19 protein-coding genes and 3 tRNA genes are annotated in these 25714 nt (G+C 58.6%); 11 read left to right on the top strand and 11 right to left on the bottom strand.

The features are described from left to right. Positions 1-534 precede the first annotated feature (534 nt). From ACZ5DH_RS01265 to clpB, 3 genes are all read left to right on the top strand, one after another. Complete coding sequence (locus tag ACZ5DH_RS01265; RefSeq protein WP_464255358.1) at positions 535-1530, top strand: DnaJ C-terminal domain-containing protein; 996 nt, start codon at positions 535-537, stop codon at positions 1528-1530. A 21-nt stretch (positions 1531-1551) separates the two neighbouring features. Then, complete coding sequence (locus ACZ5DH_RS01260; RefSeq protein ID WP_464255357.1) at positions 1552-1866, top strand: chaperone modulator CbpM; 315 nt, start codon at positions 1552-1554, stop codon at positions 1864-1866. 247 nt (positions 1867-2113) lie between these two features. After that, complete coding sequence (gene clpB, locus ACZ5DH_RS01255) at positions 2114-4720, top strand: ATP-dependent chaperone ClpB (protein WP_464255356.1); 2607 nt, start codon at positions 2114-2116, stop codon at positions 4718-4720. A 489-nt stretch (positions 4721-5209) separates the two neighbouring features. On the opposite strand, the gene ACZ5DH_RS01250 is transcribed toward clpB, so the two are convergent. The 5 genes from ACZ5DH_RS01250 to ACZ5DH_RS01230 all read right to left on the bottom strand — a co-directional run bounded on the left by ACZ5DH_RS01250 (position 5210) and on the right by ACZ5DH_RS01230 (position 10336). After that, positions 5210-5836: a YkgJ family cysteine cluster protein gene (locus tag ACZ5DH_RS01250; RefSeq protein ID WP_464255355.1), complete on the bottom strand. Its 627-nt coding sequence runs from the start codon at positions 5834-5836 to the stop codon at positions 5210-5212. 24 nt (positions 5837-5860) lie between these two features. Continuing rightward, positions 5861-6724: a phosphate signaling complex protein PhoU gene (phoU, locus tag ACZ5DH_RS01245; RefSeq protein WP_464255354.1), complete on the bottom strand. Its 864-nt coding sequence runs from the start codon at positions 6722-6724 to the stop codon at positions 5861-5863. A gap of 114 nt (positions 6725-6838) precedes the next feature. Beyond that, on the bottom strand, positions 6839-7594 hold the full coding sequence (gene pstB, locus ACZ5DH_RS01240) for a phosphate ABC transporter ATP-binding protein PstB (RefSeq protein WP_179980922.1): 756 nt from the start codon (positions 7592-7594) through the stop codon (positions 6839-6841). A 2-nt stretch (positions 7595-7596) separates the two neighbouring features. Next, positions 7597-9582 (bottom strand): sensor histidine kinase, encoded by a 1986-nt coding sequence (locus tag ACZ5DH_RS01235; protein ID WP_464255353.1) that lies wholly within the window; start codon positions 9580-9582, stop codon positions 7597-7599. A 73-nt stretch (positions 9583-9655) separates the two neighbouring features. Then, positions 9656-10336 carry a response regulator gene (locus tag ACZ5DH_RS01230; protein ID WP_464256583.1) on the bottom strand — a complete coding sequence of 227 codons (681 nt, stop codon included), beginning with the start codon at positions 10334-10336 and terminating at the stop codon, positions 9656-9658. A gap of 256 nt (positions 10337-10592) precedes the next feature. Between ACZ5DH_RS01230 and ACZ5DH_RS01225 the strand changes: the two genes are divergently transcribed. The 3 genes from ACZ5DH_RS01225 to pstA all read left to right on the top strand — a co-directional run bounded on the left by ACZ5DH_RS01225 (position 10593) and on the right by pstA (position 13612). Next, a complete protein-coding gene (locus ACZ5DH_RS01225; RefSeq protein WP_464255352.1) occupies positions 10593-11441 on the top strand; it encodes a PstS family phosphate ABC transporter substrate-binding protein in 849 nt (282 codons plus the stop codon). A 343-nt stretch (positions 11442-11784) separates the two neighbouring features. Beyond that, the gene (pstC, locus tag ACZ5DH_RS01220; protein WP_464255351.1) at positions 11785-12675 is read left to right on the top strand and encodes a phosphate ABC transporter permease subunit PstC; all 891 of its coding nucleotides are present in this window, start codon (positions 11785-11787) and stop codon (positions 12673-12675) included. A 118-nt stretch (positions 12676-12793) separates the two neighbouring features. Then, entirely contained in the window at positions 12794-13612 is an 819-nt protein-coding gene (gene pstA / locus ACZ5DH_RS01215; RefSeq protein ID WP_464256582.1) for a phosphate ABC transporter permease PstA, read from the top strand. Positions 13613-14357: 745 nt separating this feature from the next. Here the strand turns inward: pstA and ACZ5DH_RS01210 are convergent. The 4 genes from ACZ5DH_RS01210 to rsfS all read right to left on the bottom strand — a co-directional run bounded on the left by ACZ5DH_RS01210 (position 14358) and on the right by rsfS (position 18384). Further along, positions 14358-15887, bottom strand: coding sequence for an outer membrane homotrimeric porin (locus ACZ5DH_RS01210; RefSeq protein ID WP_464255350.1), 1530 nt, complete (start codon positions 15885-15887; stop codon positions 14358-14360). 264 nt (positions 15888-16151) lie between these two features. Beyond that, the gene (locus ACZ5DH_RS01205) at positions 16152-16394 is read right to left on the bottom strand and encodes a hypothetical protein (protein WP_012624199.1); all 243 of its coding nucleotides are present in this window, start codon (positions 16392-16394) and stop codon (positions 16152-16154) included. Continuing rightward, the gene (gene gpmI / locus ACZ5DH_RS01200; RefSeq protein WP_464255349.1) at positions 16387-17955 is read right to left on the bottom strand and encodes a 2,3-bisphosphoglycerate-independent phosphoglycerate mutase; all 1569 of its coding nucleotides are present in this window, start codon (positions 17953-17955) and stop codon (positions 16387-16389) included. Before gpmI ends, ACZ5DH_RS01205 begins: the two co-directional genes overlap by 8 nt. 3 nt (positions 17956-17958) lie before the next feature. Beyond that, positions 17959-18384 carry a ribosome silencing factor gene (rsfS, locus tag ACZ5DH_RS01195; RefSeq protein WP_464255348.1) on the bottom strand — a complete coding sequence of 142 codons (426 nt, stop codon included), beginning with the start codon at positions 18382-18384 and terminating at the stop codon, positions 17959-17961. Between the two features lie 326 nt (positions 18385-18710). Here rsfS and ACZ5DH_RS01190 point away from each other — a divergent pair, with 326 nt between their 5' ends. The 5 genes from ACZ5DH_RS01190 (at position 18711) to ACZ5DH_RS01170 (ending at position 22475) form a co-directional block, all read left to right on the top strand. After that, positions 18711-20015, top strand: a complete 1305-nt coding sequence (locus ACZ5DH_RS01190) for a phenylacetate--CoA ligase family protein (protein ID WP_464255347.1) — start codon at positions 18711-18713, stop codon at positions 20013-20015. 322 nt (positions 20016-20337) lie between these two features. Further along, positions 20338-20412 (top strand) — tRNA-Gly (locus ACZ5DH_RS01185). Between the two features lie 11 nt (positions 20413-20423). Next, a tRNA-Cys gene (locus ACZ5DH_RS01180) sits at positions 20424-20497 on the top strand. Positions 20498-20532: 35 nt separating this feature from the next. Further along, a tRNA-Gly gene (locus ACZ5DH_RS01175) sits at positions 20533-20607 on the top strand. A gap of 926 nt (positions 20608-21533) precedes the next feature. Further along, positions 21534-22475, top strand: a complete 942-nt coding sequence (locus ACZ5DH_RS01170; RefSeq protein WP_464255346.1) for an IS481 family transposase — start codon at positions 21534-21536, stop codon at positions 22473-22475. A 258-nt stretch (positions 22476-22733) separates the two neighbouring features. Here ACZ5DH_RS01170 and ACZ5DH_RS01165 read toward each other — a convergent pair whose 3' ends face one another. Further along, positions 22734-23654, bottom strand: a complete 921-nt coding sequence (locus tag ACZ5DH_RS01165) for a glycosyltransferase family 2 protein (protein ID WP_464256581.1) — start codon at positions 23652-23654, stop codon at positions 22734-22736. 89 nt (positions 23655-23743) lie between these two features. Further along, complete coding sequence (locus ACZ5DH_RS01160) at positions 23744-25357, bottom strand: DUF6056 family protein (RefSeq protein ID WP_464255345.1); 1614 nt, start codon at positions 25355-25357, stop codon at positions 23744-23746. Between the last annotated feature and the right edge of the window lie 357 nt (positions 25358-25714).

The raw sequence follows: 25714 nt of genomic DNA, 5'->3' as shown, positions 1-25714 counted from the left end.
AAGCAGCATTTTTTAAAAATGCTTTGTGGGGGAGGGACCCTTTTGCAAAAGGGTCTCCTCCCCCACGCCCCCTCCCCCTAAAATCTTTACTATATTCCTGCGTATTCCAGAGGTTATCTGTACAATGCAGATAAAAAACCACGCCTCCCGCTGTGGCGCGTGGACGCCCAAAGACTCTGCGCTCCTTCATGGCGCTGCTCGGTTTTGGGCCGCATGGCTTTACCGCGCCCGCCCTGCACCTGCCCCCTGCTCCCGCGTCTCCAGTTCCCGCAGCCGACGAAAAATCACCCCCAGAGCCCGCTTTAGGCATGTCTGAAAATCCCCAAGGCAAAAATTCCCAAAAACCCGATAAGGATTTTGGTTTTTGTGTAAAAATGTATACTGTTTTTCACAGGCAGGCATTGACCTCAGGTATCACGGCCTTATTCTTGCATATTGAGACCCGGCCACGCACAATACGGCCGGCAGAGCCCGAACCACCATCCCCAAAAGGGCGGCGCGAGCGGGAGTACGATTCGCACGGGGGAGCACAGAATGTCAGTATCTTACAAGGATTATTACAAACTGCTGGGAGTAGAGCGCACGGCCAAGACCGAGGACATTTCCAAGGCCTATAAAAAGCTGGCGCGCAAATACCACCCCGACCTGAATCCCGGCGACAAGCAGGCTGAGGACAAATTTAAAGAAATCAACGAGGCGCATGAAGTTCTTAAAGACCCGGAAAAGCGCAAGCTGTACGACCAGCTTGGCCCCAACTGGCAGCATGGCCAGCAGTTCCAGGGCGAGCCGGGTTTTGAAAATGTGCACTTTACCTTTGGCGGCAAAAGTTTTGATGGATCAGGGTTCTCAGACTTTTTTGAAACCCTTTTCGGCGGCGCGGCTGGTGGCGCGCAGTTTGGCGGCCAGTCCGGCAACCCTTTTGGCGGCTCGTTCGGCGGGCAGTCAGGCGGCCGTGGCGCGCAATTCGGCCCTGACCCCTTTGGCGGCTTTTCCTCCCGTCCCCGGCGTGGCCGGGATGTGGAGGCCGAGTTGCCCCTGACGCTTGAAGAAGTGCAGAAGGGCGGCAGCCGTACCGTGTCGATCCAGAGCCCGCAGGGGCCCAAGACGCTTGAAGTCAACGTGCCCTCGGGCATACGCGAAGGGGCCAAGCTGCGGCTGGCCGGGCAGGGCGATCCCGCGCCTGGCGGCTCTCCCGGCGACCTTTTTTTGCGGGTGCGCTATCTTCCGCACAACACGTTCAAGGTGGACGGCGAAAATCTGCAGTGCGACCTTGCCCTGGCCCCTTGGGAGGCCGTTCTCGGCGCCAGGGTTGAAGTGCCCACGCTGGAGGGGCATGTGGAAATGCAGATTCCCGCTGGCTCCAGTTCCGGCCGCAAGTTCCGCCTGCGCGGCAAGGGCCTGGGCGCGGTCGGCAAACGTGGCGACCTGCTGGCCAGAGTCATGATAAAAACGCCAGCGCAACTGTCTGACGCCGAACGCGAACTCTGGCAGAAACTGGCGGATACTTCGGCCTTCAAGGCCCGCGCATAACGCCTGGTGGAGGGTTTTAGCATGAGCATGACACCCAAAAATCCCACCCTGCCCGCGCCGTCCACGGTCATGGTATGGGAAGAATTTGTTCAGGTTACTGGCATAGACCCCGAGCGTCTTCACGAACTGCTCGCTCTGGGTTGGCTTGAAACGCGCGGCGCGGCCGAGCGGCAGCACCTTTTCCGCGATGCGGACATTTACCGCGTGCGCAAACTTGAGCGTATCTGCTGCGATTTTGAACTGCCCGTTCTTGGCGGCACCATTATCGTGGACCTGCTTGAGCGTATTGATGCCCTGGAGCGCGCGGTGCGCAGCCTTAAGAATTTTGAAGATTAGGGAAACGCTGATTTATTCCGTTTGGCGGCGTTGCTTCACTTTTTTGAAACAGTCGAGGACGAAAAAGTCCACTCCTGCTTCAAAAAAAGATCGCGCCTTGCCAAACGAAACAACTGCGCGTTTCCAGGAGGCTCTTTAATCAGTGCTTCCTTAATCTGCACCAGGAACTGCCACACAATGTTGCTGTAGCGGAACCAAAAATATATTTTGCCGCCCGTAACGGCGCGGTATTGTCGGAGGAATCCATATGGATATTAACAAATTCACTGAAAAAGCGCGTGAAGCCGTCAGCGAAGCCCAAAGCCTCGCCGCAGGCATGGGCCATCAGGAAACGGACGTCGAGCATCTGGCCTTGGCTCTTACCCGGCAGGAAAACGGCATAGTGCCGCGCATTCTGGATCAGATGGGCGTGCAGCCCCGCGCCTTTGCCGTGGCCGTTGAAGGCGCGCTGCGCAAGCGCCCCTCCGTGTCCGGCGGCGGCATGGACCCCACCAAGATCATGATCACGCAGCGCCTGGCCAAGGTTCTGGGCGACGCCCAGAATGAAGCCAAACGCATGAAGGATGAGTACGTCAGCGTTGACCACCTGTTCGCGGCTTTGACCGAAGTGCCGTCTTCCACGTCTCTGGGCGAGGTGTTCAAGGAGTACAAGATCACCCGCAGCGCCTTTGTGGCCGCCATGGAAGAACTGCGCGGCGGCGCGCGCGTGACCAGCGCCAACCCGGAAGACACGTTTGAAGCCCTGAACAAGTATGCCCGCGACCTGGTGGAGGCCGCCCGTCAGGGCAAGATGGATCCGGTTATCGGCCGCGATGCCGAGATACGCCGGGTTATCCGCATTCTTTCGCGCCGCACCAAGAACAACCCCGTTCTTATTGGTGAGGCGGGCGTTGGCAAAACCGCCATCGTTGAAGGTCTGGCCTTCCGTATCGTCAAGGGCGACGTGCCCGAGGGCCTCAAGGGCCGCAAGCTCTTCGCGCTGGATATGGGCGCGCTCATCGCCGGCGCGAAATATCGCGGCGAATTTGAAGAGCGCCTCAAGGCCGTTCTTAATGAAGTGGAAAAAAGCGAAGGCCATACCATCCTCTTCATTGACGAACTGCACACCATCGTGGGCGCGGGCAAAACCGAAGGCGCCATGGATGCGGGCAATCTGCTCAAACCCATGCTGGCGCGCGGCGAGCTGCACTGCATCGGCGCCACCACCGTGGACGAATATCGCAAGTACATTGAAAAGGACCCGGCCCTGGAACGGCGCTTTCAGCCGGTCATGGTGGACGAACCCACGGTGGAGGACACCATTTCCATCCTGCGCGGGCTCAAGGAACGCTTTGAGGTGCACCATGGCGTGCGCATAAGCGACTCGGCCATTGTGGAAGCCGTGGTGCTCTCGCACCGCTACATCACGGACCGCCAGTTGCCCGACAAGGCCATTGACCTTATTGACGAGGCCGCGGCCCTCATCCGCACGGAGATAGACTCCCTGCCCGCGGATCTGGACGAAGTGAACCGTAAGGTCATGCAGCTTGAAATCGAGCGCGAGGCCCTGCGCCGTGAAACCGATGCGGCTTCACGCGACCGCCTTGAAAAGCTTGAAAACGAGCTGGCCGACCTGCGCGCCGATCAGGCCGAACTGCGCAAGCAGTGGGAAAGCGAAAAAGGCTCCATCAACCAGGTGCGCGAGATCAAGGAGCAGATCGAACAGACCAAGCTGGCCATCGAGCAGGCCGAACGCGCCTATGACCTCAACAAGGCCGCTGAACTCAAGTATTCGAAACTGCTTGAACTTGAGAAAAAACTGGCTGACGCGGAAGCAGCGGGAAGCGACGACGCCAATGGCGCGCGCCTGCTCAAGGAAGAAGTGCGGCCCGACGACGTGGCCGAAATTGTTGGCAAATGGACGGGCATACCCGTTACCCGGCTGCTGGAATCGGAACGCGAAAAACTGCTGCGCCTGCCCGACCAGTTGCATGAGCGCGTTGTGGGCCAGGACGAAGCCGTCACTGCCGTGTCTGACGCTGTGCTGCGCGCCAGGGCCGGTCTTTCCGACCCCGACAGGCCCACAGGTTCGTTCATCTTCCTGGGCCCCACGGGCGTGGGCAAGACCGAGCTTTCCAAGGCATTGGCCGAAGCGCTCTTTGACACTGAAGACAATATGGTGCGTCTCGACATGAGCGAGTATATGGAAAAGCACTCCGTATCCCGCCTCATCGGCGCGCCTCCAGGATATGTGGGCTATGACGAAGGCGGCCAGCTTACCGAGGCCGTGCGGCGCAAACCCTATTCAGTCATTCTTTTTGACGAAATAGAAAAGGCCCACCCGGACGTCTTCAATACCCTGCTGCAACTGCTGGACGATGGCCGCCTTACCGACAGTCAGGGACGCACGGTGGATTTTCGCAACTGCATCGTCATCATGACGTCCAACATCGGCTCCATGCACTTGCTGGACGGCATCGAGGCTGACGGAACCCTGAAGGAAGGCGCACGCGAAAGGGTTATGGAAGACCTGCGCGCGCACTTCAGACCGGAGTTCCTCAACCGCGTTGATGAAACCGTGGTCTTTCTGCCTCTGCGGCGCGACCAGATCAGCCGTATTGTCGAATTGCAGATGGCTCGCCTGCGCAAGCGCCTTGAAGACCGCAAGATCAAGCTGAACATGACCGACGCGGCCAAGAGCTTCATCAGTGAGGCCGGGTACGACCCCATTTACGGCGCACGGCCCCTCAAGCGCTACGTGCAGCAGGCGGTTGAAACCCCGCTGGCCCGCCTGCTGGTGGGCGGCAAGATCCGCGACGGCCAGACCGTGACCGTGGATGCGAAGGACGAACAGCTTGTCTTCACCGCAGCGTAATATCTGAACCAAACACAAAGACCATACACCAGGGCCCGCACGGCGAAAAACCGTGCGGGCCCTGTGCGTTGCGCGCCGTACGTATTGGCGCAATGCCGTGTTGGAATGCTTTGTGGGGGAGGGACCCTTTTGCAAAAGGGTCTCCTCCCCCACGCCCCCTCCCCCTAGAGCAGATTAACTTTGAGAATATACATTCTCAAAGTTTAAGGCACGCTCACTACGGCGTTTAACCGCGCAGATAAACTGCGCTTACGCCTTCGCGGCGGGCGCCTGCTCACGCAGTCGCCAGAGCAATTTCACTTTGAAAATGCTCTAAAACTCTTAATTTTAGAGCATGTTACCTTTGAAAAAGTGTAAATGCTCTGACGCTGCACGAAAGTGCAGCGCGAGACACAAAAATGCGGCAACGCTCACGGCAGCGCGGGTGCATTTGCAAGCGCTCTGGGGCTGCGCGAGTGAAGTGCCTCGGCATGGCGAAGCAACCAGAAATCAGACGCGGAAAAAGCGGTTCCAGGCCACAGCCTGTATCACGGAGGTGATGGCGTGAAAAAACTCTCTGGCGCTTTCTTCGGTGGGGTGTTCTGGCGGCCCGGGTTCGTGCCCTGCGTACCAGGGCAGCGTGCGCATCAGCGCGGCCAGCATATGGTCATAGGACGGCGCAAGCACATCCTGCGGGCGGCTGCGGCTGGCGTCTTCTCCCTGTGCGCAGGGCGTGCCGAAAACCATGTACTGTCGGCAGGCCACCGGCCGCACGGGGTAAACGAGGCAGGCGCCGTCATAAAGAAAGGGACAGGGCGAGGCAATATCCCGCGTCTGCCCCTCATAGCCCGACAGCCTTTGTGCCAGACCGGCAAGCCTGTCTTGCGGCAGCCTGTGGCGTGCGTAACAATGCAGCGCCAGCACTTCCAGCGGCGTTACGGGGATGGGCTGCCTGCAGCATTGCGCACACCCCGAATGGCAGGCAGGCACGCGCCCGTCCCGGCCCACCGCGACCTTCACGCCCAGATCCACCACGGCATAGGCGTCAAGCAGAAGGCTGAGGTCGGGGTAGCGGCGCTCAAGGGGCGGGTCCGCATACCTGAACGCGCGCGCCTCCGGTGGCCACGCTAAAGGCATGGCCCGCTCTCCCGGCGCTTGGGGTCACGCATTGTCCGTGCCTTTTTCCGCAGTGCCACTTTTTGCAGGGTCTGTGCCTTTCTCGGCACGGTTGCGGCGCGAGGGATTTTTTTCATTGCCGTCCGCCTCATGGGGCTTGACGGCTTCGCCCGAAGCGGCGGCAGGCGTAAACCCGCCAGCGGCGGGTGGCGTCGCAGGGGCGGAAAACATGACGTCCCTGCTTTCGCCCTTGTGCTTGAGGCTTTCACCCCGGCTGATAAAGTACACATGCTCGGCAATGTTGACGGAACGCCGCCAGATGCGCGTCAGCGAACGTGTCACCAAAATTATGTGCATGGCCTGATGCGGTTCGAGGCTGCTCTGCGGGTCGGAAAGGCCTTCCATAAGCCCCTGGATGATGCGGACTTCAGTCTGCACCGCTTCGTCATCGCCCCGGCTCATGATCAGCGCTTCCTGGGCGTCGTTCTCGCGAAAGACCCGCACCGCGTTTTCAAAAGCTTCGCGCGCGCTCACGTAAAGCTCGCGCACGTGGGGTATCACGCTGAAGCCCGGCATGTCCTGCATGAGGGTGGCCTGTTCAGCCATGCTCACGGCCTCGTCGCCAATACGCTCCAGATCCACCACCATACGCAGGGATGTGACCACAAAGCGCAGGTCGCTGGCCACAGGCTGCGACCGGGCCAGCAGCCGCAGGGCCATTTCGTCTATCTCGTTTTCCAGGGCATCGATGGCCGCGTCGCTTTCGATGACGGCAGCGGCCCTGCCCGGATCGTTGGTGACAAGGGCTTTGCCCGCCTCTTCCAGCGCAATGCCCACACTGGCGCACATGACCAGAAGCCGGGTACGCAGGGTCACAAGCAGTTGTTGCAGATAATTGGCCTGTTGCATGACAGTCTCCTGAAAAATCGCGCTGTATGTTCTGACCGGATTGCGGCCACATCTGGTTTGGTTTTGAATGCGAACAAAGGCCTCAGGGCCGGAAGACGAAACTCTGGCCGCCTCCTAGCCGAAACGCCCGGTGATATAGTCTTCGGTCTGTTTTTTGGCTGGCCGTGTAAACATTATATCTGTGGCATTATACTCAATGAGTTCACCCATGTAGAAAAACGCCGTTGTATCGGACACGCGGGCGGCCTGCTGCATGTTGTGGGTAACGATGATGATGGACAGGGACTCACGCAGCTCACGGATGCTTTCTTCAATCTTTTGCGTGGCTATGGGGTCAAGGGCGCTTGCGGGTTCGTCCATAAGCAGCACTTCGGGCTCCACAGCCAGGGCGCGGGCAATGCACAAGCGCTGCTGCTGCCCGCCGGAAAGACCAATGGCCGGGGCTTGCAGGCGGTCTTTCACCTCGTCGAAGATGGCGGCCCTTCGCAGAGAAAGTTCAACTTTTTCAGCTATAAGACTCTCGTCCCTGAGGCCGTTGACCCGCAGACCGTAGGCCACGTTTTCATAAATGGTTTTGGGAAAGGGGTTGGGCTTCTGAAAAACCATGCCCACCCGGCAGCGCAGCGAAACCACATCCGTATCCGGGCGGTTCACGTCTTTGCCGTCCAGCAGGATTTCACCTTCCACGCGCGCGCCGGGGACGAGGTCGTTCATACGGTTCAGACAACGCAAAAAGGTGGATTTGCCGCAGCCCGACGGGCCGATAAGAGCCGTCACCTTGCAGGGTTCGAAGGCCAGAGACACTTCGTGCAGGGCCTTGTGCTGCCCGTAATAGACACTGACGTTGCGTGCCAGCAGATGTTCCTTCATGACTATGCTGCTCCATGAGCGGAAGTAAGAGTGAAAACAAGGGCCGTATTGCCGTCAGGCGCCGGGCTTTCCGCCCGGATGCTGCCGCCGTGCCTTTCAATGATATGCTTGCAGATGGCAAGGCCAAGGCCGGTGCTGGCTTGTCCCCTGTGCCGCTCGACCTGATAGAAGCGTTCAAATATGCGTTCAAGGTCCTGCTTGGGAATGCCGGGGCCATCGTCGGTAACGCGAAAGATGACGCTGTCGCCGGCCCGCCGCGCGCCCACGCGGATGCCGCCGCCCTCTGGCGCGTATCGACCCGCGTTTTCCAGCAGATTGCGAAAGACCTGGGTCAGATGCGGCTGGCTGGCCATGACGCGACAGTCGGCCGGGATCTGTGACTCTACCTTGCAGCGCCTGCGGTCCAGCACTTCCCGGCACATGCCCGTGGCCTGCGCCAGAGCTTCGCGGGGATCGACCGGGGCAAGCTCAAGGCTGCCGCTCTTGCCCTCAAGGCGCGCCAGGGTAAGCAGATCTTCCACCATGCGCGAAAGGTAGGCCCCGTTCTTGAGAATGATCTCGCCAAAGCGGCGGCATTCCGGCGGGCCGTCCAGACTGATGAGAGTTTCGGCATATCCCTGTATGGCCGTAAGCGGCGTGCGCAATTCGTGCGACACGTTGGCCACGAAGTCCCTGCGCACCCTCTCGAGCCGCATGAGTTCCGTGATGTCGTGGAACACGGCCACAGCGCCCAGTTGCCCGCCCTTTTCCGTGTCGGCGGATGTGGGCAGCGAAATGCAGACCGACATGACCTGACCGGAAGGCAGTTCAAGGTGCAGATAACGCTGCATACGCCCGACTTCCGGGGTGAGCCCTTCATCGCTGTCGTCTTCGCCGTCCTCAAGGCCCTCAAGGTCTGGCGCGACCAAATCCTGCGCTGCCACCCCGGCGGCATCAGCCCCGGCTGTCCGGGCCTGGGTCGCGCCATCGCCGGAGGCGCCTTCGGCCCCCACAAGTCCCGGGTAGTCCTGCGCCACGGAGGCGGCAAGGGCCAGCGCCCGCTGGCGCGCATGGTTACGGGCTTCCGCCTCTGCCATGAGGTCGTCAACGGCATTCTGCAAGGGCGGCGAAGGGATGACTTCAACCACCTGAGCGCCCAGGGCCGACGCGGCATCGGGAAATTCCCTGGCCAGCGCCCTGTTGCAACGGCGTATGCGCCCGCGCGGGCCAAGCACCAGCACTCCGTCGCTCATGGTGTCGAGGATGCTTTCAAGCTGGGCTGTCTGCTCGGCCGCCGCACGGATGTGCTCCTCGATATTTTCGGCCATGCGGTTCACGGCGTCGGCCAGGGGCGCGAATTCGCGCCCTGGTATACGGCGCAGGCGACGCTGAAAGTTGCCAAGGGATATGGCCTCCACCACAGACACCATCTGGCTTAACGAGCGCCGCAACGCGCCGGACAGCAGCCCGGCCAGCGCCAGCGAAAGCGCCACGGTGATAAGGCCTATGCGCGTGAAGACGGCAAGCTGGCTGTCTATAATCTGCCTGAGGCTGACCAGCGGCACGGAAACGCGCAAAATATCGCCGTTTTGCAGGGCCACAGCGGCATAGGCCAGATCTGTGCCCAGAGTGCCGCTGGGCCGGATGGTAAAACCTGCCCTTCCGGCCATGGCCTCACGTACTTCGGGCCTGTCGGCATGATTGTCCAGACGGGTGACGGGCTGCGCTCCGGGGGCTGTATCGCCCAGCACGCTGCCCCTGCTGTTCAGCAGAGACAGGCGCTCTTCCGGCATATCAAGAATGTCCGCCAGTTGAGAAAGCCCGGATGTATGGTCGCCAAGCCTGTCCAGTATGGCCCCGGCCAGCACTGTTTCACGCACAAGGCGTTCACGCGCGGATTCGAGCTGGGCCTTTTCAAACCAGGCCTTGCCGTAGAACACGGCCACAGCTATGGAAACCAGGGCCACAGCCAGCATGCCGTAAAAAATTCTGGTTCTGAATGAAAACATAGTTCCCTGCCAGTGCGGCCATGCCGCCAGCTTTGCTATGGGCCCCCACAGGCGCAGCCCGTGCGGGACCTTTCTACTCCTTGATTCTGTAGCCGACGCCGCGTACAGTTTCCAGCATGGCGGCCGCGTCGCCGAGCTTGGCGCGCAAACGGCGCACATGGGTATCCACGGTGCGGGCATACCCTTCAAAAGAATAGCCCCACACCTTGTTCAACAGCTGCTCGCGCGTACGCACCGCCCCCGCGTGGCGGAGCAGGTCTTCAAGCAGACGAAACTCCGTGGCCGTAAGCGGCATCTCTTCGCCCTGCGCCTCGGCCGTATGGGCTTCGGGCCGCAGGCGTATGCCGTGACGTTCAAGCACAGGGCTTTCGCTGCTGCGCGTTCCGCGCCGCAGCACCGCCCGGATGCGCAGCATGAGTTCGCGCACGCTGAAGGGCTTGACCACGTAATCGTCCGCCCCAAGGCTCAATCCCACGACCCTGTCCATTTCTTCGCCCCTGGCTGTCAGCATGAGAACCGGAATATTGGCGGTTTCCGCCTGCGCACCCAGGCGGCGGCAGACCTCAAACCCGTCAAAACCCGGCAACATGACGTCCAGCAGCATAAGGTCGGGCATATGTTGCCGGGCCAGCTTGAGACCTTCATTGCCGTCGGCTGCCTCCAGCACGCTGAAGCCTTCACGCTCAAGATTGAAACGTAAAAGTTCACGGATGTCGGCTTCATCTTCAACTATCAGTATTTGTTGACTCATAATTCACACCTCTCTGACGCAGCCCGAGTACATCGCCTCTTTGCGCCATTGTGATGGTGGATTTGTTACAATTGCGTGACGCTGAGTAAAACTGAAAAAAACATGCCCCACGCGGATTTGAAAAGCAAATACGGACTTCACGCAGTCTTCGTGGTTCTGACATCATTCTGTAACAGAACAAGGCCAGAAAAGAGTCGCGGCGGGCGAAAACCGCCAATGTAGACCAATGTCACAGAGTTTCAACAACAGGAGAAGACCCATGTCTTTCGACTTCAAGTCCCGCATGACCCGTTACAGCGGCAAACTGCTTGCCGCCGCCATCACCGTCCTTTGCCTGAGCGCTCCGGCCATGGCCGCCCAGCAGGTCGTCATCAACGGCTCCACCACGGTTTTGCCCGTGGTGCAAAAAGCCGGTGAAGCGTTCATGGCCTCCCATCCCGGCACGGAACTCAGCATTTCCGGCGGCGGTTCCGGCAACGGCCTCAAGGCCCTGCTCGAAAAACAGTGCGATATTGCCATGAGCTCGCGCGACATCAAGGATAAGGAAGTGGAAGCCGCGGCCAAAAACGGCGTGACCCCCCTGCGCACGGCCATCGCCATTGACGCCATCGTGCCTGTGGTCAACCCCGCCAACAAGGTGGCCGAGCTCACCGTTGAACAGCTGCGCGACATTTTCGCCGGCAAGATCACCAACTGGAAAGACCTTGGCGGCGAAGACGCCCAGATCGTGGCCGTCTCGCGCGACACCTCTTCCGGTACCTTCGAGTCCTGGGAAGAACTGGTCATGCACAAGGAGCGCGTCAGCCCCAGGGCCCTTATGCAGGCTTCCAACGGCGCTGTGGTGCAGGCCGTGTCCAAGAACAAGAACGCCATCGGCTACGTGGGCCTCGGCTATGTGGACAAGTCCACCAAGCCCCTCAAGGTGAACAACGTGAGCGCCAGTGCTGAAACCGCCGTTTCCAAGCAGTGGCCCATTGCCCGCGAACTTTACATCTTTACCAACGGCGCTCCCAAGGGCGTGGTGAAAGAATTTGTGGAATACCTCCTTGCCCCCGACAAGGGCCAGAAGGACGTGCGTGAAGTAGGCTACGTGCCCCTGAGCAAATAGAGCATTTTGCTTTTGCAAAACTCCGTGTTTCAACGCATCATTCTGGCGAAAAACGTGGTTTTCGCCAGAATCCACGCCACTTCGTGGCGGCTGCCGCCTTCGCGTCAGCAAGACCGCTTCTGCGAAATGGTTGCCTGGCGGTGCGGTGACTCCGCCTTGCAACCATTTCGGAGTGGAGACAAATTATCCCGGAATGACGGGAGATTTCTGACGGACAAGGGCGCAGCATGCCCTGCAAACAATTTCCGCATGGTGCGGGGCCAACGGGAGCCACATCCCGTCTTGCCCAGGCATATGCGCCACAAGTGCCAAAGACGCGGCTAGCGCGTCAGGAGAACGGCCCATGCGCTCCAGAGATCTGAAGGAAAAGCTGGTTCACTATATTCTTACCGGCATGGCGGCCAGCTCCCTGCTGGCCCTGGCCGGCATTGTCATATTTCTGTTTATGGAAGGCCTGCCGCTCTTTGCGCACTACTCGCCCATAAATTTCCTTTTTGGCGATCTGTGGTATCCCACAGAGGACCCGGGGCTTTTCGGCATCTTTCCCCTGCTGGTGGCCTCGCTGGCGGTAACGTTTTTTTCCTCGCTGCTGGCGGTGCCCCTCGGGGTTCTTACGGCCGTATACCTGACGGAAATCGCCCATCCGGGCGTTCGCCGCATCATCAAGCCCTTTGTGGAACTTCTGGCCGCTCTGCCTTCTGTGGTGCTGGGTTTTCTGGGCATGGTGGTGCTGGCCCCCTTCCTGCAAGACTATCTGGACGCGGCCACGGGCCTGAACCTGCTGAACGCCTCCCTGGTGCTGGCCTTCATGAGCGTGCCCACCATCTGTTCCGTATCCGAGGATGCCCTGTACAGCGTACCGCGCGACCTGCGCGAGGCCTCGCTGGCGCTGGGCGCCACCCGCTGGCAGACCACGGTTCGGGTGGTCATACCCGCCGCGCTCTCCGGCATCGGCACTGCCGTCATGCTGGGCATGTCGCGGGCCATCGGCGAAACAATGGTGGTCCTTATGGTGGCTGGCGGCGCGGCCATTATTCCCACATCACTGCTGGACCCGATACGGCCCATGCCCGCGTCCATCGCCGCAGAAATGGCCGAGGCTCCTTTCAGAGGCGAGCATTACCACGCGCTCTTCGCCATAGGCATTGTGCTCTTTCTGCTCACGCTGGCCTTCAATATGCTCGCCGGGCATATTGCCGAAAAACATCGTCAGGCCGGAACTTCCAGCTTATAGGGAACAGGACGTAAAAATGTCACAGGCATCATCTTCACAGCACGATTCGCGGCCCGGCGCGTCCGCGCGCGTGGCGCTGCCCTCCAGCGGCAGGGCCAGAGGACGCGCGCAGAACGTCATGTTCTTCTTTCTGCGCGGCGTGGCCACCTGCAACGTTTTGGCCCTGATGGGCGTATGCGGCTTTTTGCTCTACAACGGCCTGCCCGCGCTGAGCTGGGAGTTCGTCAGCCAGTCTCCCCGCAACATGATGACAGAGGGCGGCATACTGCCCTGTATCATCGGCACGGCCATTCTCTCGCTGGGCGCACTGCTGCTGGCCTTTCCCCTTGGCGTGGCCTCGGCGGTATACCTGCACGAATACGCCAAGCGCAACGCCTTTGCCCGCTATGTGCGCCTCGGGGTCAACAACCTTGCTGGCGTGCCCTCCGTGGTCTTTGGCCTTTTTGGCCTGTCCTTTTTTGTGACCTTCTGCGGCTTCGGGGTCAGCATACTCTCAGGCGTGCTGACGCTGGCCGTGCTGACCCTGCCCGTCATCATCGGCACTGCTGAAGAAGCCCTGCGCAACGTGCCGGACACCTACCGCGAAGCCTCCCTGGCCCTTGGCGCAACCAAATGGCAGACCATCAGTCGTGTGGTGCTGCCCTGCGCGCTGCCCGGCATGCTCACTGGGGCTATCCTTGGCGTGGCCCGCGCGGCGGGCGAAACCGCAGCCATCATGTTCACCGCGGCGGTCTTTTATACGCCCAAGAATCCGGACTCCATTTTCAGCTCTGTCATGGCCCTGCCCTACCACATGTACGTGCTGGCCACGGCCGGAACCGAAATAGCCAAAACCCGGCCCCTGCAATACGGAACCGGCCTTGTACTCCTGCTGCTGGTTTTGAGCATGAACCTGCTGGCCATCCTGTTGCGCGACCATCTGCAACGCAAACGCTAGAGCAATGTACGTTGCTGTGCTTTGTAGGGGAAGGACGTGAGCGTCGAACGCGCTCCGACAAAAACGGGGTACGGTGCAATACTTGTGGGGGAGGGACCCTTTTGCAAAAGGGTCTCCTCCCCCACACCCCCACCCCCTAAAACTTTTATAGTTTTAGAGCCGTTTCAGTTTGAAATTTCTCTGGCAGCTGCGTGAGCAGACGCCCGCCGCGAAGACAGCACCGCTATTTATTTGCGCGCTTACGCGCCGAAGCGGCGGAATGACAAATTGGAATGTGAAGCATTCCAAAGTTGCTCTGATCCAGTCACCCTTCACCTCCCGGCACAGATCCCGGCTCGGGGAAATGGCGGGCGCCCCTGCGTTTACCGCACATGTAAGGCGCAGAGATTCCGTCAAGAAAGCGCGCCCCGATCACGGCGTGCTTCTGCATCATCCGCACATCACATACATGGCCGCTCGGGAACAGGCCGCCAGGGGCGCTTGCTTCAAAAGGCGGCACGGCCCCTGAACGGCCATATGAGGAATACCGACGCAAAAAGGGGAGGCCGAAGCCTCCCCTTGAAGTCGTAATCCTTGCCTTTCGGCCAAGCGCTCAGCTTAGAGCAATGTAAAAGTTACATTGCTCTGACGGCTGCGTGAGCAGACGTCCGCTACGGAGGCGTAAGCGCAGTTTATCTGCGCGGTTAAACGCCGTAGTGAGCGTGCTTTTACCTTTGAGAATGTATATTCTCAAAGGTACTCTGCGCTAGAAGCTGTACGCGAAGACCACCTGGGCCTTCCACATATCCTGCTTGCTGAAGCTGCCGCCGTTGCCGCCGTTGGCCTTCTTCCAGGTGCTGTTATCCATGCAGTTGATAACGTAGTCCAGTTCAAGATTCATTTCGAGGTTTTCGTAAATCTTGTAGCTGTTCACCAGGTTGAATTCCACCAGGGCGTCCTTGGTGGTCAGGTAAGGGCTGGTGTTTTCACCGTAGCCGTAAGCCCAGGCACTGGCGCTGTCCATATACTTGACCATGCCGGTGCTGTTGGTGCCGCCAAAGTAGGCCACGCGGAAGGTGTGCGACAGGTCTTCGATGAAGCTCATATCGCGGATCTGGGCGCCGATGCCCCAGGTTCCGGCGTAGTCGATGGCGTAATCCTGACGGACCCAGCCCATGTTGCCGTCACCCAGGAAGGAGGTGAAGTTGCCCATAGGCACAATGGAAGGCATGCGCTGCGAACCGTTCTTCGGGTTGCCGTCATCACCGGAAGCGTACCAGCCCAGGATGCCGGGCACGCCCCAATCAAGCTTGTATTCCACCAGGGCTTTGGCAAGCCAGCCCTGACGTTCGGTGCTGGAGCGCTTGGTCACGCCATTTTTCACGGCGTCAAAGCGGCCCATGCCCTGCATGTAACCGTAGTTGATGTCCAGTTCGATGTTCAGCGGATCCCACAGGGTGATGGCGAGAGGCAGACCAGCCCAGAAAGCGGTGCCGTAATCGTTGCCGGTCTTGCCGATATTGTCAACGCCAGTCAGGCCCGGGTAGGGGCGCAGGGTAAATTGGGGGTTGCCGTCACGGGTTCCGATGGCATCATAGCTGTTGGTCTTGTCATTCCAAGACTTCAGAGCATTCTTGCCCACCATGCCGTACATGGCCCAAGGGGTTACCTTCACGCCGTCAAAGGTCAGGGGCAGCATCAGGCTGAACAGATCCATGTTGTCCAGATAGTTGCTCTGCGAGGGCTTGTTTTTGTCAACATAGTTGTCGTTCAGCGGACGGGCCCACAGAGCGGTCAGGCCAACGTTGTCGTTGAACTTGTAGTTGACGGTGATGCCGGCCACGTCGGTGTCCATAATGGCGGAACCGCCGGCCACGTTGGGCAGGGCCACGCCCTGGATGCCCATGCGCACCTTGGCGTCGGTCTGCGGCACAGCCCAGTCAATGTAGGCGCGCTTGAGGCGGATGGTGTTGTTGGCGTCAGCGCCAAGGGCGCCGCCGCTGCTCGCCTGGCCCCACTGGGTGGTGCCGATTTCGAAATACACGGTGCCGGACAGGGATTCGGAAGCCACGGCATCCAACTGAAGGCGCAGACGCTGGGCGGCCTGGAAGTCATCCTCTGTGCTGCCCTTGGTCTTCGCGCCCTGGGCATCGCGGAAAGTGTTAATGGGGCTGCCTTGGCCCTCGCTGAAGCCCATGAGCCACTGGCCTTTAGCCTTGAAATCAATGGCGCTGGCGCCGGTGGCAGCGCCGAGCAGGAGGCCGGCGGCCAAAATAAGTGTACAGATACGTTTCATAGCCCTTCCTCTCGTTTAAACGTCCCACAGGTAATACTGACAACCTACATTAAGGTTGAAAATTCTTTTACACGGATTTATTTATATACGCAAGGTTTTTCGTAAAAAAATTTTAACCGAAATTGCCATCACGTGTCGGCGCTTCGTCATGAGGCTGACACAGACACAAAAACCCAGCCGCCACGTAGGTGACAGCCGGGTTTTCAAAATGGTTTTCATCGCGAAAACTGCCTGCACGAAATCCAGGCGGGACAGTTTCTTGTACTACAAAAAATCTGGATCAGCGGCAGCCTTGCCCTCGGCCAGCATGATGCGCACATAATGCAGGCTGTGCTCGTCCACCGGAATGATGGGAAAACCCTGCCCGCAGCCTGGGCAGCGCACCATGCGCGGTTCGGTGGGGCTGGCCTGTGGCACGTGTTTGCCGCAGCCTGGGCACTGGTAAAAGAAAAGGATTTCCATACCGTCAGGGGCCACGGGCTCAATGGGCCTTTTACGCTCAGCCACGGGCGGCCTCCTTGCGCGCCTGATCGGCGTCAGCGCCGTTCAGAGCCAGATTGCGCCCGGTCATGGGGGCTGATGGTTCTATCCCCCACAAGGCCAGTAGCGTCGGGGCAACGTCGCACAGCCTGCCGTCGGCCAGCGCCTTCACCGCGCCGTCAGGCTCCAGCAGGATGCAGGGCACAGGATTGGTGGTATGGGCCGTCTGCGGATGCCCTTCGGGCGTGAGCATGACTTCGCAGTTGCCGTGGTCGGCAATGATGAGCATGCGTCCCTTGCGGGCTTCCACGGCTTCCATCATGCGGCCCACGCACTGGTCCACCACTTCGCAGGCCTTGACGGCGGCTTCAACAACGCCGGTATGCCCCACCATATCGCCATTGGCAAGGTTGCAGACAACAAGGTCATACTGCCCGGAGTTCCAGGCCTTGACGAACTCATCCGTCACCAGAGGCGCGCTCATGGCAGGTTTCTGGTCATAGGTCGCCACATCGCGCGGCGATGGCACAAGGACGCGGTCCTCGCCCGTAAACAGCTCTTCAACGCCGCCATTGAAAAAGTAGGTCACATGGGCGTACTTCTCCGTTTCCGCCAGGCGCAGCTGGCGCATGCCCCGCTCGGACACGACCTGACCAAGGCCCTGGCTGACCGCTTCCTTGGGAAAGGCCACCGGCAGGGTAAAGCTGGCCTCATAGGACGTCATGGACGCCAGCGCCGACAGCACGGGCATCTTGCCCCTGTCAAAACCCTCGAAACCGGGGGTAATGAAGGCCGCTGTCAATTCGCGCATGCGGTCGGCACGGAAATTGAAGAAAAAGACCGCGTCGCCGTCGGCCATGCCGGGGGCGGCGTCACCCGTGTCAAAGCGCACGGGCTTCATGAACTCATCAGTAACGCCCGCCTCGTATGAAGCCCGCACCGCCGCCTCAGGATTGGCCGCCGTGGGCGCCTGACCATGCACTATCACATTCCAGGCCTGACTGACCCGCTCCCAGTGCTTGTCGCGATCCATGGCGTAAAAGCGGCCCACAAGGCTGGCTATGCGCGTCTGGGGCTGATCCTTGATGCTGGCTTCAAGCTCGCGGATAAAGTCCATCCCGCTGTGCGGCTCGCAATCACGGCCATCCATGAGGGCGTGCACGCGTACGGGGATGCCCTGCCCGGCAGCCATGCCGCACAAGGCCTCCAGATGACGGATATGACTGTGAACGCCGCCGCCGGAAAGCAGACCCACAAGGTGCAGCTTGCCGCCCCCGCGACTGGCCGCGGCCAGCACGTCGTTGATGACAGGGTTGGTCGCGAAGGAGCCGTCCTCCACAGCCACGTCGATGCGCGTCATGTCCTGATAGACCACGCGCCCTGCCCCGATGTTCAGGTGCCCGACTTCCGAATTGCCCATATATCCTTTGGGCAGGCCCACATCACGCCCGGAGGCTATGAGTTGCCCGTGCGGGCAGCGGGCCGTCAGGGCGTCCAGATTGGGGGTTTTCGCCAGGTACGGGGCATTGCCCGGCCCTGGCGGGGCAATGCCCCAGCCATCCAGTATCAACAGCAGCGTTGGCGTCATATATTATTCTCCGCGGTCTTCGCGCCCAGCGGTTTTTGCGGCTCCGGAGCCATGCCCCCACAGGGCTTCGAGGGCGTAAAGCTCGCGCACGGGTTCCTGAAAGATGTTGACGATAACATCGTTCATATCCACCAGGATCCACTGCCCGGCGGCGTACCCTTCCGTGCGCAGAAATTCGTAGTTTTTCTCACGGCACATCAGGCTTACGCCGTCAGCAAGGCTCTGGGCGTGACGCACCGAACCGGCGCTGGCAATGATCAGGGCATCGGCAAAACCGCCCTGCCCCTCAAGATCAATGCAAACCACACGCAAGGCCTTGTGCTCTTCAAGCCATTGGACCATATCCGCCGCCTTGCGGCTTGCGGGAACTTCTGAAAACTGCTTGGGGGCGCGGCCCCCGGAGGGAGTATTGGGGTGATTATTTTCCATAGCAAGCACATATCGCAAAGCCGGGTCAAGGGCAATGGCTTCCCGAAGCCGCGTCCCACGCCCCTGGCATGCCAGACGGCAACCCGTCCGACATGCGCCCAGAAGCCCGGCAGCATCCCTTGCTGCGCATCTTTCAGGGCAAGGCCGCACGGCCCGCCATAGGCCTTCCTGGCCAGGGCTCCCTCCCGCCATGCCCCGTTTTTGTTGACCCGGTGCGGACATTGCGGCATACCCAAAAGGGTCTCCACGCTGCGAAGCCATTTTTTCTTTTTCATTGACGGCCCAAGCCGCCAAATGCCAGCTATCTATTCTATAAGGAGTGGGTCGTGCTTTTCAATATCAAACAGGAAACCCTGCCCCGCGAGGAACTGGAAGCGTTGCAACTGCGCCGCCTGCGCGACTTGTGCGACCGCGTTTACGCCAACGTGCCCTTCTATCGCAAACGCTTTGACGAGGCGGGCATCACCCCCGCCGACATCAAAACTCTGGCCGACCTGAAACTTCTGCCCTTTACCGAAAAGCAGGACCTGCGCAACTACTACCCCTTCGGCCTGTTTGCCGTGCCGCGCGACCATATCGTGCGGCTGCACGCCTCCAGCGGCACCACGGGCAAGGCCGTGGTTGTGGGCTATACGGCCCGCGACCTTGAAAACTGGGCCGAGCTTATGGCCCGCAGCATGTCCGCCGCAGGGGTCAACCGCTCGGACGTGGTGCATGTGGCCTATGGCTACGGCCTTTTTACGGGCGGGCTTGGGGCGCACTACGGCGCGGAACGCATCGGGGCCACGGTTGTTCCGGCTTCCGGCGGAGCCACGCGCCGTCAGGCGCACCTCATGCGCGATTTTGGCGCTACTGTATTGTGCGCCACGCCTTCCTACGGCCTGCATCTGTGGGAAGCCGCGCAGGAAGCGGGAGTGGATTTTCGCGAACTCGCGCTGCGCATAGGCATCTTTGGAGCCGAACCCTGGTCTGAAGCCATGCGCCGGGACATCGAAGAAAAAATGAACATCGATGCCATGAACATTTACGGCCTTTCTGAAATTATGGGGCCGGGCGTCGCAATGGAATGCGTGGAAGCCAAGTGCGGCATGCACCTTTGGGAAGATCACATCCTGCCGGAAATCATTGATCCTGTGACCGGCGAGCAGCTTCCCCCCGGCCAGGTGGGCGAACTTGTGCTGACGACCCTCACCAAGGAGGGCATCCCCATGCTGCGCTACCGCACGCGGGACCTCACCAGCCTGGACTACACGCCGTGCAGATGTGGCCGCACCCACGTGCGTATCTCGCGCTTGCAGGGCCGCAGCGACGACATGCTCATCATACGCGGGGTCAACGTTTTTCCGCAGCAGATCGAAGGTCTGCTTATGGAAAGTGAAGGCCTCACCCCCAACTACCAGATCATTGTGGGCTCAGTTAACAATCTGGACACGCTGGAAGTGCGCGTGGAAGTCAGCGACAGCCTGTTTGCCGACGAAATTCGCAAACTCCAGATGCTGGAAAGCCGCCTGCAAAAGAACATCAAGGAATTCCTGGGAGTCACGGCCAAGGTGCGCCTGATGGAGCCGCGCTCCATCCAGCGCTCCGAGGGCAAGGCCCAGCGCATTGTTGACCAGCGCGGCAAAGACTAGAGCATTTTCACTTTGAAAAAGTGTAAATGCTCTAACGCTGCACGAAAGTGCAGCGCGCCGCAGCGGGCGCTTGCTCACGCGGCCGCCGCAGGGCGATCTGACGGTAAAATGACCCCGACGCGGCAAGCCGAATTATGGGAAGCGCCGCTCGGGGCAAAGCGCCTCCCAACGGACGGTTCGCCCTTGTTTGCCATCGTGGCTTTTTATGCGAGTTATCAGCGTTTTTTACGCCGCCCAAAGCAGGAAAAAAGAAAACTCCGTGAGATTTGTGGAACAATGCTTGACACTCAGGGGCAATCCACGTAAAAGCATACCTCGCTGAGCGGGAGTAACTCAGTGGTAGAGTGCAACCTTGCCAAGGTTGAAGTCGCGGGTTCAAATCCCGTCTCCCGCTCCAAATTTTTTTCTGGCGGCATAGCCAAGTGGTAAGGCAGAGGTCTGCAAAACCTCCATCTCCAGTTCAAATCTGGATGCCGCCTCCAAAAAATCTCTTTACGCTTCGCCGTTTGCAGACCACGCGGGAGTAACTCAGTGGTAGAGTGCAACCTTGCCAAGGTTGAAGTCGCGGGTTCAAATCCCGTCTCCCGCTCCACTTATGCAAAACAGCTCAACGGCAGCGTGTCAGATTCCACAATATTATTTGCCGTTGTTCGTGCAGATACATGAAAACGCATGGTGATCCTCTGTCCTTGTCCATCAAGGAATTGTCGGGAGAACCATGTTTTTTTGTTGCCACGGCAAGTCGCATCTCTCGGGCACTCTTTGGGACTTTTTGTCGCTCCTTGGCCGCACGAAAAGCATTGCGCAGGTGTAACCGGCAACCAGGCCAGAAAACGCCCACTCCCGGTGAAGTGGAAAAGGCATCGTGACGCTTGACGTATGGCGCACAATAACCCGGCTCTTTATAACGACAAATCTCTCTGAAAGCCCACCTCGGAAAGCCCCCGACCGCTACTGCGGCCTTGATAACATTGCTTTGACGGATCGTGAAGAACCGGCCGTTCAAAAAGCTGCCAAGGGCTTACGCCTCAAACGATCAAGCGAGACATACGACAACGGCCCGGAGCTTCTTCCGGGCCGTTGTCGTATGTCTTATAGCATTTTCGCATTGAAAATATCCATTCTCGCGGCAGCCGTTGCCCGAAGGGCTTACGGATGGCGACAGCGATTGTAAGGGACAAGCCGCATCGTTACGCATGCTGTCTTCAAGCGTAGTTTCCTGCGTCACAACGCCTGAAGCAATGCTTCCAAGACGCCCGCTTCGGCGCGTAACCGCGCCAATAATTAGCGGTGCTGTCTTCGCGGCGGCTGTTACCCGCAGGGCTTGCCTGAACCGTTGACGGAAACGTCTTACGGGGCAGGACAGCCCTGCGGGCAACGGCTGAAGCTGCGCTTGCGCCTCCGCGGCGGGCGTCTGCTCACGCAGCCTCTAGATGTAATGTTCCAATAGGTTGTTCACCCTCCCAAAATCGGTAAAGCTGGAGTTACCAGACAACAGCAAACCGAGTGAGGGAAAGGGTGAACAGCCATAAGAATGCCAAACTGACGATTCGTAGTCGAGAAGAAATGGTGCGGCGAATGCAATATGAACCGGCTGCCAGAGTGGCAGCTGGATATGGCGTGAGCCTGCGTACCGCAAGAAAATGGAAAAGTCGCCATGCTCATGGCGGGCAGGAGGCGCTTGCAGATCGCGGTTCACGGCCCAGACGTTGTCGTAACAAGCTGTCAGAAGAGGATTTCTGCCGAATATTTGCATTGCGGAAAGCGCGGAAAACCGGAGATGAAATCGCCCTCCGCCTGGATATCTGTCGCAGCAGCGTGTTCCGAGCCTTACGCAAGCTCAGTTGTTCCCGGCTGGCTTCCCTGGAGAAAAAGGATCCTGTCCAGCGCTACCAGTGGGAAAATCCTGGGCAAATGCTGCATTTGGATATTAAGAAGTTGGGCAAGATTGATGGCGTTGGGCATCGCAAAGTCGGTTTGGGCAATGCCCACCGTAGACGGCCAGGCTGGGAATACCTGCACGTTTGCGTTGATGATGCCTCAAGGGCCGCGTACACCGCCATTCTCCCGGATGAAACAGCGGAATCCGCGGTAGAGTTTTTGTGGTTTGCCGTTGCCTGGTATGCCGTGCACGGCATCAAGGTAGAACGAATTTTGACGGATAACGGATCGTGCTACAGGTCGTGGAAGTTTCGTGATGCCTGTCGTGAATTTGGGATAAAGCACAAGCGAACCCGGCCTTACCGGCCACAAACCAACGGCAAGGCAGAACGCTTTATTCGAACAGCATTGAATGAGTGGGCATACGCCGAAACGTATACCCACTCATGGAAAAGAACAGCTTATCTGCCGATATGGACGCATCGTTATAACTTTCTGCGACCACATTCGGCCCTTGGCAAAAAACCTCCAGCTTCGAAGCTAGGGGGGGTGAACAACGTGTTGACACTCTACATCTAGATGGAGCAGACGGACGAACAGTCAAATGGGCAGACAGGCGACGACGTTTGTCAAGGCCTGAAAAACCCCGCAGCGCAGCCGAGGATTTGGAACAAGGCGAGCGATCTCGGCCCTGTAGCCCACAACTGCTGCAGCGGGCTGAAGGTTTTTTCAATCCATCGTTGGGGCTTTTTTCACAGTGTGACGCTAGGGTTTCCGCCACACAACCGCCAGAGCGCAAACGTGCTCTGGAAAGGATGCGCTGGTGGGCTGCCCTGCCTATAATTTTTTTTCCACTATATAGCGGGGCCTGTTTTTAACCTCTGTGAACATCTTTGCGATGTATTCGCCCATGAGCGCCAGGCAAAACAACTGCACAGACCCAAGAAGCAACACCACAATGATCATGGACGTCCAGCCCTGGATTGTCTCGCCCATGGCATATTTGAAAAGCGAAACGCATGTGTATGCCAGAGCGGCAATCATCAGGATAAAACTCATGAGTCCCGCAAGGCGCAGCGGGGCCGCGCTGCATGAGGTGATTCCTTTCCAGGCAAAAGAGACCATCTTCCAGAAAGGATACTTGCTTTCACCCGCAGTGCGCTCGCGGCGCTCATAGTGCACCTCGCTGTGCCTGAAGCCCAGAGAGGGAAACAATCCCCGCAAAAACAATCCCTGCTCACGAATATTGTCAAGAACCTCAAGCACAGGGCGGCTCACAAGGCGATAGTCGGCATGGTCGGGGATGAGGGGAACTTTCAGCCAGCGCATGAAACCATAGAACATGTGCGCGGTAGCCCGCTTGAAGACGGTATCTGTACTGCGATCGCAGCGCACGCCGTAAACAACTTCGCTGCCATTGGCATAATGATCCAGCATCTTGGGAATGGCGGCAATGTCGTCCTGCAGGTCTGCATCCAGGCTTATGATGCAATCAACACCCCAGTCCCGCGCGGTGATCATACCCGCCCAAACGGCATTCTGGTGGCCGGCATTGCCCGCAAAACTGATGGCCCTGCAAAACGGATCAATGGCATGGCGTTCTTCAAGCAAATGCCATGTGCCGTCCGCGCTGCCGTCATTTACATACAGGACGTAGCTTTCATTCTGAATGAGGCCCCTGGCCTTGCACTCTGCCAGCACTGCCGAGAGCGCGTCCATCGTTTTGGGCAACATCTCTTCTTCATTATAACAAGGCACAACCAGCGCCAATAAAGGAATACCAGGACGATCCAATTTTTTTCTCCGGTCGTAACGTGGAAAATATCTGCGCGCAGCATGACTACTTGCTACATGCCGCTGGCTTCCACCGCAACCCGCTTCCATGCCATGGGCTTGCCGGGCTCGCTGACAGCCATGTAGGCAAGACTGCTCAAATCCGTAACTCCTTCAATGTGCAGGGCAGCCTTGCCGTCGGCAGTGACCGTTGCGGAGGCTGGAGCGTAGCGCGAAGTTATCGCGGGTGTAAAAGTTGTTTCACGGGCAGTCAAGGGAGAAAGCCAGCGCAAAACGGCCTGTACCTTGCTGGCGACCGTCTGCCTGTGGGCTACGGCGGCAACGGACACCTTGCCAGCCGGAAGATTGTCCAGATAAACAACATTGCAGATGACAAGCCCGCGTATTGTGCCTGTTCCGGGCATATCAAGGCTCACGGCCTCGTCCCAGGGAACCATCTGGAGTTTTTGGGGGCCGTAAGAGTCAACTTCAATGATATCATAGCCTGGGAAAAAATACTTGTCTGTTGTTGGATATTCCAATGCGCGCGCGGTGACGGTTCCGGCTGCCATGGCCTGATTTCTGGCTTCAATGGCGGGTTGTGCCGTAATAAAAACTCCGGCCTCCACCACTACGCTGGTCAGCAGCACCGCGCAAAAAGCGGCATAGAGCAACTTTTCGCCCCCGCCCTGCGCTGCCCATGCCGCAATAAAGGCAAAGCAGCACAGCGCAATGTAAAAAAATGTAGCGGACATGGCCCGGTATGGCGTGGACGGGCTGAACAGAAACGCCGCGAGGCTGGTCTGGGCCATGAAAAAAAATACCAGCCCGGGCAAAACTGTTGCAAGCCTCAATCGGCCCTGACGCCGCAGCAGCCACAAGGCGCCGATGGCAATCAGGATATAGGGCAGCATCTCAAGCTCTTGCGAACTCCAGAACGTTAAGAACCTGTTGAATGAATTCAGCGACAGTACCGGTATTTTTTCAGCACCACCCAAGCTTGCCAGTCTCACGGCATTGCCAGGAGCCGTCATCATCACAACCCAGCCCACGATGGCCCCGGCAATACCCGCAACAGCCCATAGCGGCACCTTTTTGGCGCTGCGGAAACGATAGATTGCAATACAAGAGGCCGTCAGAATTGCGAGCATACCCACATTTTCATTGCTGCACCCGGCCAGAACTCCGGCAAGCGCCAAGGCAGTGCCTCCAGGAAGCCTGTAGTCCTCTTTATCCATCCAGAACCGGTAGGGCACAAGAAAGGCTGTGGCAAAGGTCAGGCTGTAGCCATAGTCCGGCGTGCCAGTGCGCCAGAAATACACGGTGCCAAACGCTGGTAACGCAAACCACACAAGGCCTGCCAGCGTCACCAGATGCCACGCCCGCAGCTTTTCACGCCATTGCACGCCCAGAACCAGTAAAACTCCTGAGAAAACAAGACCCATAAAGATGACGGGGGTCAGCACCGGATGCAGCCAGGTGGGACCATGCAGCAGAACCCGCGCCATAAAATGGCCGACAAACTTGCCGCTCCAGCTCTGGTGTTCATTCATCTGGACCGCAAATATGGCTGTAAGGCTCGAACCGCCAGATCCATACCCAAAATCATCAAAGACCCAGGGTGTCATCGCGCAAAAAAAAGCCATTACAGCCATTATGAGCAACGATACAATTACTGTATTTTTCATGTTCACTTTAGTGCCAAGCAGCTAAAGGGTACAGAGACTAGACGCGAACGCTTTTGAAAGCCTTGCGCAAATCATGAAACTTTTCTTTTCAGCAAAAAAACTGTTGTTTATCCAAATTTAAATGGAAGTTAAATGTCATTTCCTATACAGGAGGAACAAAAATACAGTTCTTGTGTATAACAGTCTCTTTATCAGGCTTAAATTTCCATGCACAGGACAAAGCCTGCTTTCAACGGCAGAGCAAAATCACTTGTACTCGCCGCCATCCGTAAAATGAAGATACGCCCCCTGAAATGGGCGCCATCCCAAACCGGATGTTTCCCAAATGACTTGAAGCACGCGCCAAGAAACCTCGAG

The sequence above is a fragment of the Desulfovibrio simplex genome, assembly GCF_055387835.1.
The sequence above is the reverse complement of the archived record's forward strand: the minus strand, read 5'-3'. Positions and strand labels throughout refer to the sequence as shown.

Excerpts from the sequence above, each read along its gene's own strand:
- ACZ5DH_RS01265 (WP_464255358.1), top strand. The coding sequence starts at position 535 with ATGTCAGTATCTTACAAGGATTATTACAAACTGCTGGGAGTAGAGCGC.
- ACZ5DH_RS01260 (WP_464255357.1), top strand. The coding sequence starts at position 1,552 with ATGAGCATGACACCCAAAAATCCCACCCTGCCCGCGCCGTCCACGGTC.
- clpB (WP_464255356.1), top strand. The coding sequence starts at position 2,114 with ATGGATATTAACAAATTCACTGAAAAAGCGCGTGAAGCCGTCAGCGAA.
- ACZ5DH_RS01250 (WP_464255355.1), bottom strand. The coding sequence starts at position 5,836 with ATGCCTTTAGCGTGGCCACCGGAGGCGCGCGCGTTCAGGTATGCGGAC.
- phoU (WP_464255354.1), bottom strand. The coding sequence starts at position 6,724 with ATGCAACAGGCCAATTATCTGCAACAACTGCTTGTGACCCTGCGTACC.
- pstB (WP_179980922.1), bottom strand. The coding sequence starts at position 7,594 with ATGAAGGAACATCTGCTGGCACGCAACGTCAGTGTCTATTACGGGCAG.
- ACZ5DH_RS01235 (WP_464255353.1), bottom strand. The coding sequence starts at position 9,582 with ATGTTTTCATTCAGAACCAGAATTTTTTACGGCATGCTGGCTGTGGCC.
- ACZ5DH_RS01225 (WP_464255352.1), top strand. The coding sequence starts at position 10,593 with ATGTCTTTCGACTTCAAGTCCCGCATGACCCGTTACAGCGGCAAACTG.
- pstC (WP_464255351.1), top strand. The coding sequence starts at position 11,785 with ATGCGCTCCAGAGATCTGAAGGAAAAGCTGGTTCACTATATTCTTACC.
- pstA (WP_464256582.1), top strand. The coding sequence starts at position 12,794 with ATGTTCTTCTTTCTGCGCGGCGTGGCCACCTGCAACGTTTTGGCCCTG.
- ACZ5DH_RS01210 (WP_464255350.1), bottom strand. The coding sequence starts at position 15,887 with ATGAAACGTATCTGTACACTTATTTTGGCCGCCGGCCTCCTGCTCGGC.
- gpmI (WP_464255349.1), bottom strand. The coding sequence starts at position 17,955 with ATGACGCCAACGCTGCTGTTGATACTGGATGGCTGGGGCATTGCCCCG.
- rsfS (WP_464255348.1), bottom strand. The coding sequence starts at position 18,384 with ATGGAAAATAATCACCCCAATACTCCCTCCGGGGGCCGCGCCCCCAAG.
- ACZ5DH_RS01160 (WP_464255345.1), bottom strand. The coding sequence starts at position 25,357 with ATGAAAAATACAGTAATTGTATCGTTGCTCATAATGGCTGTAATGGCT.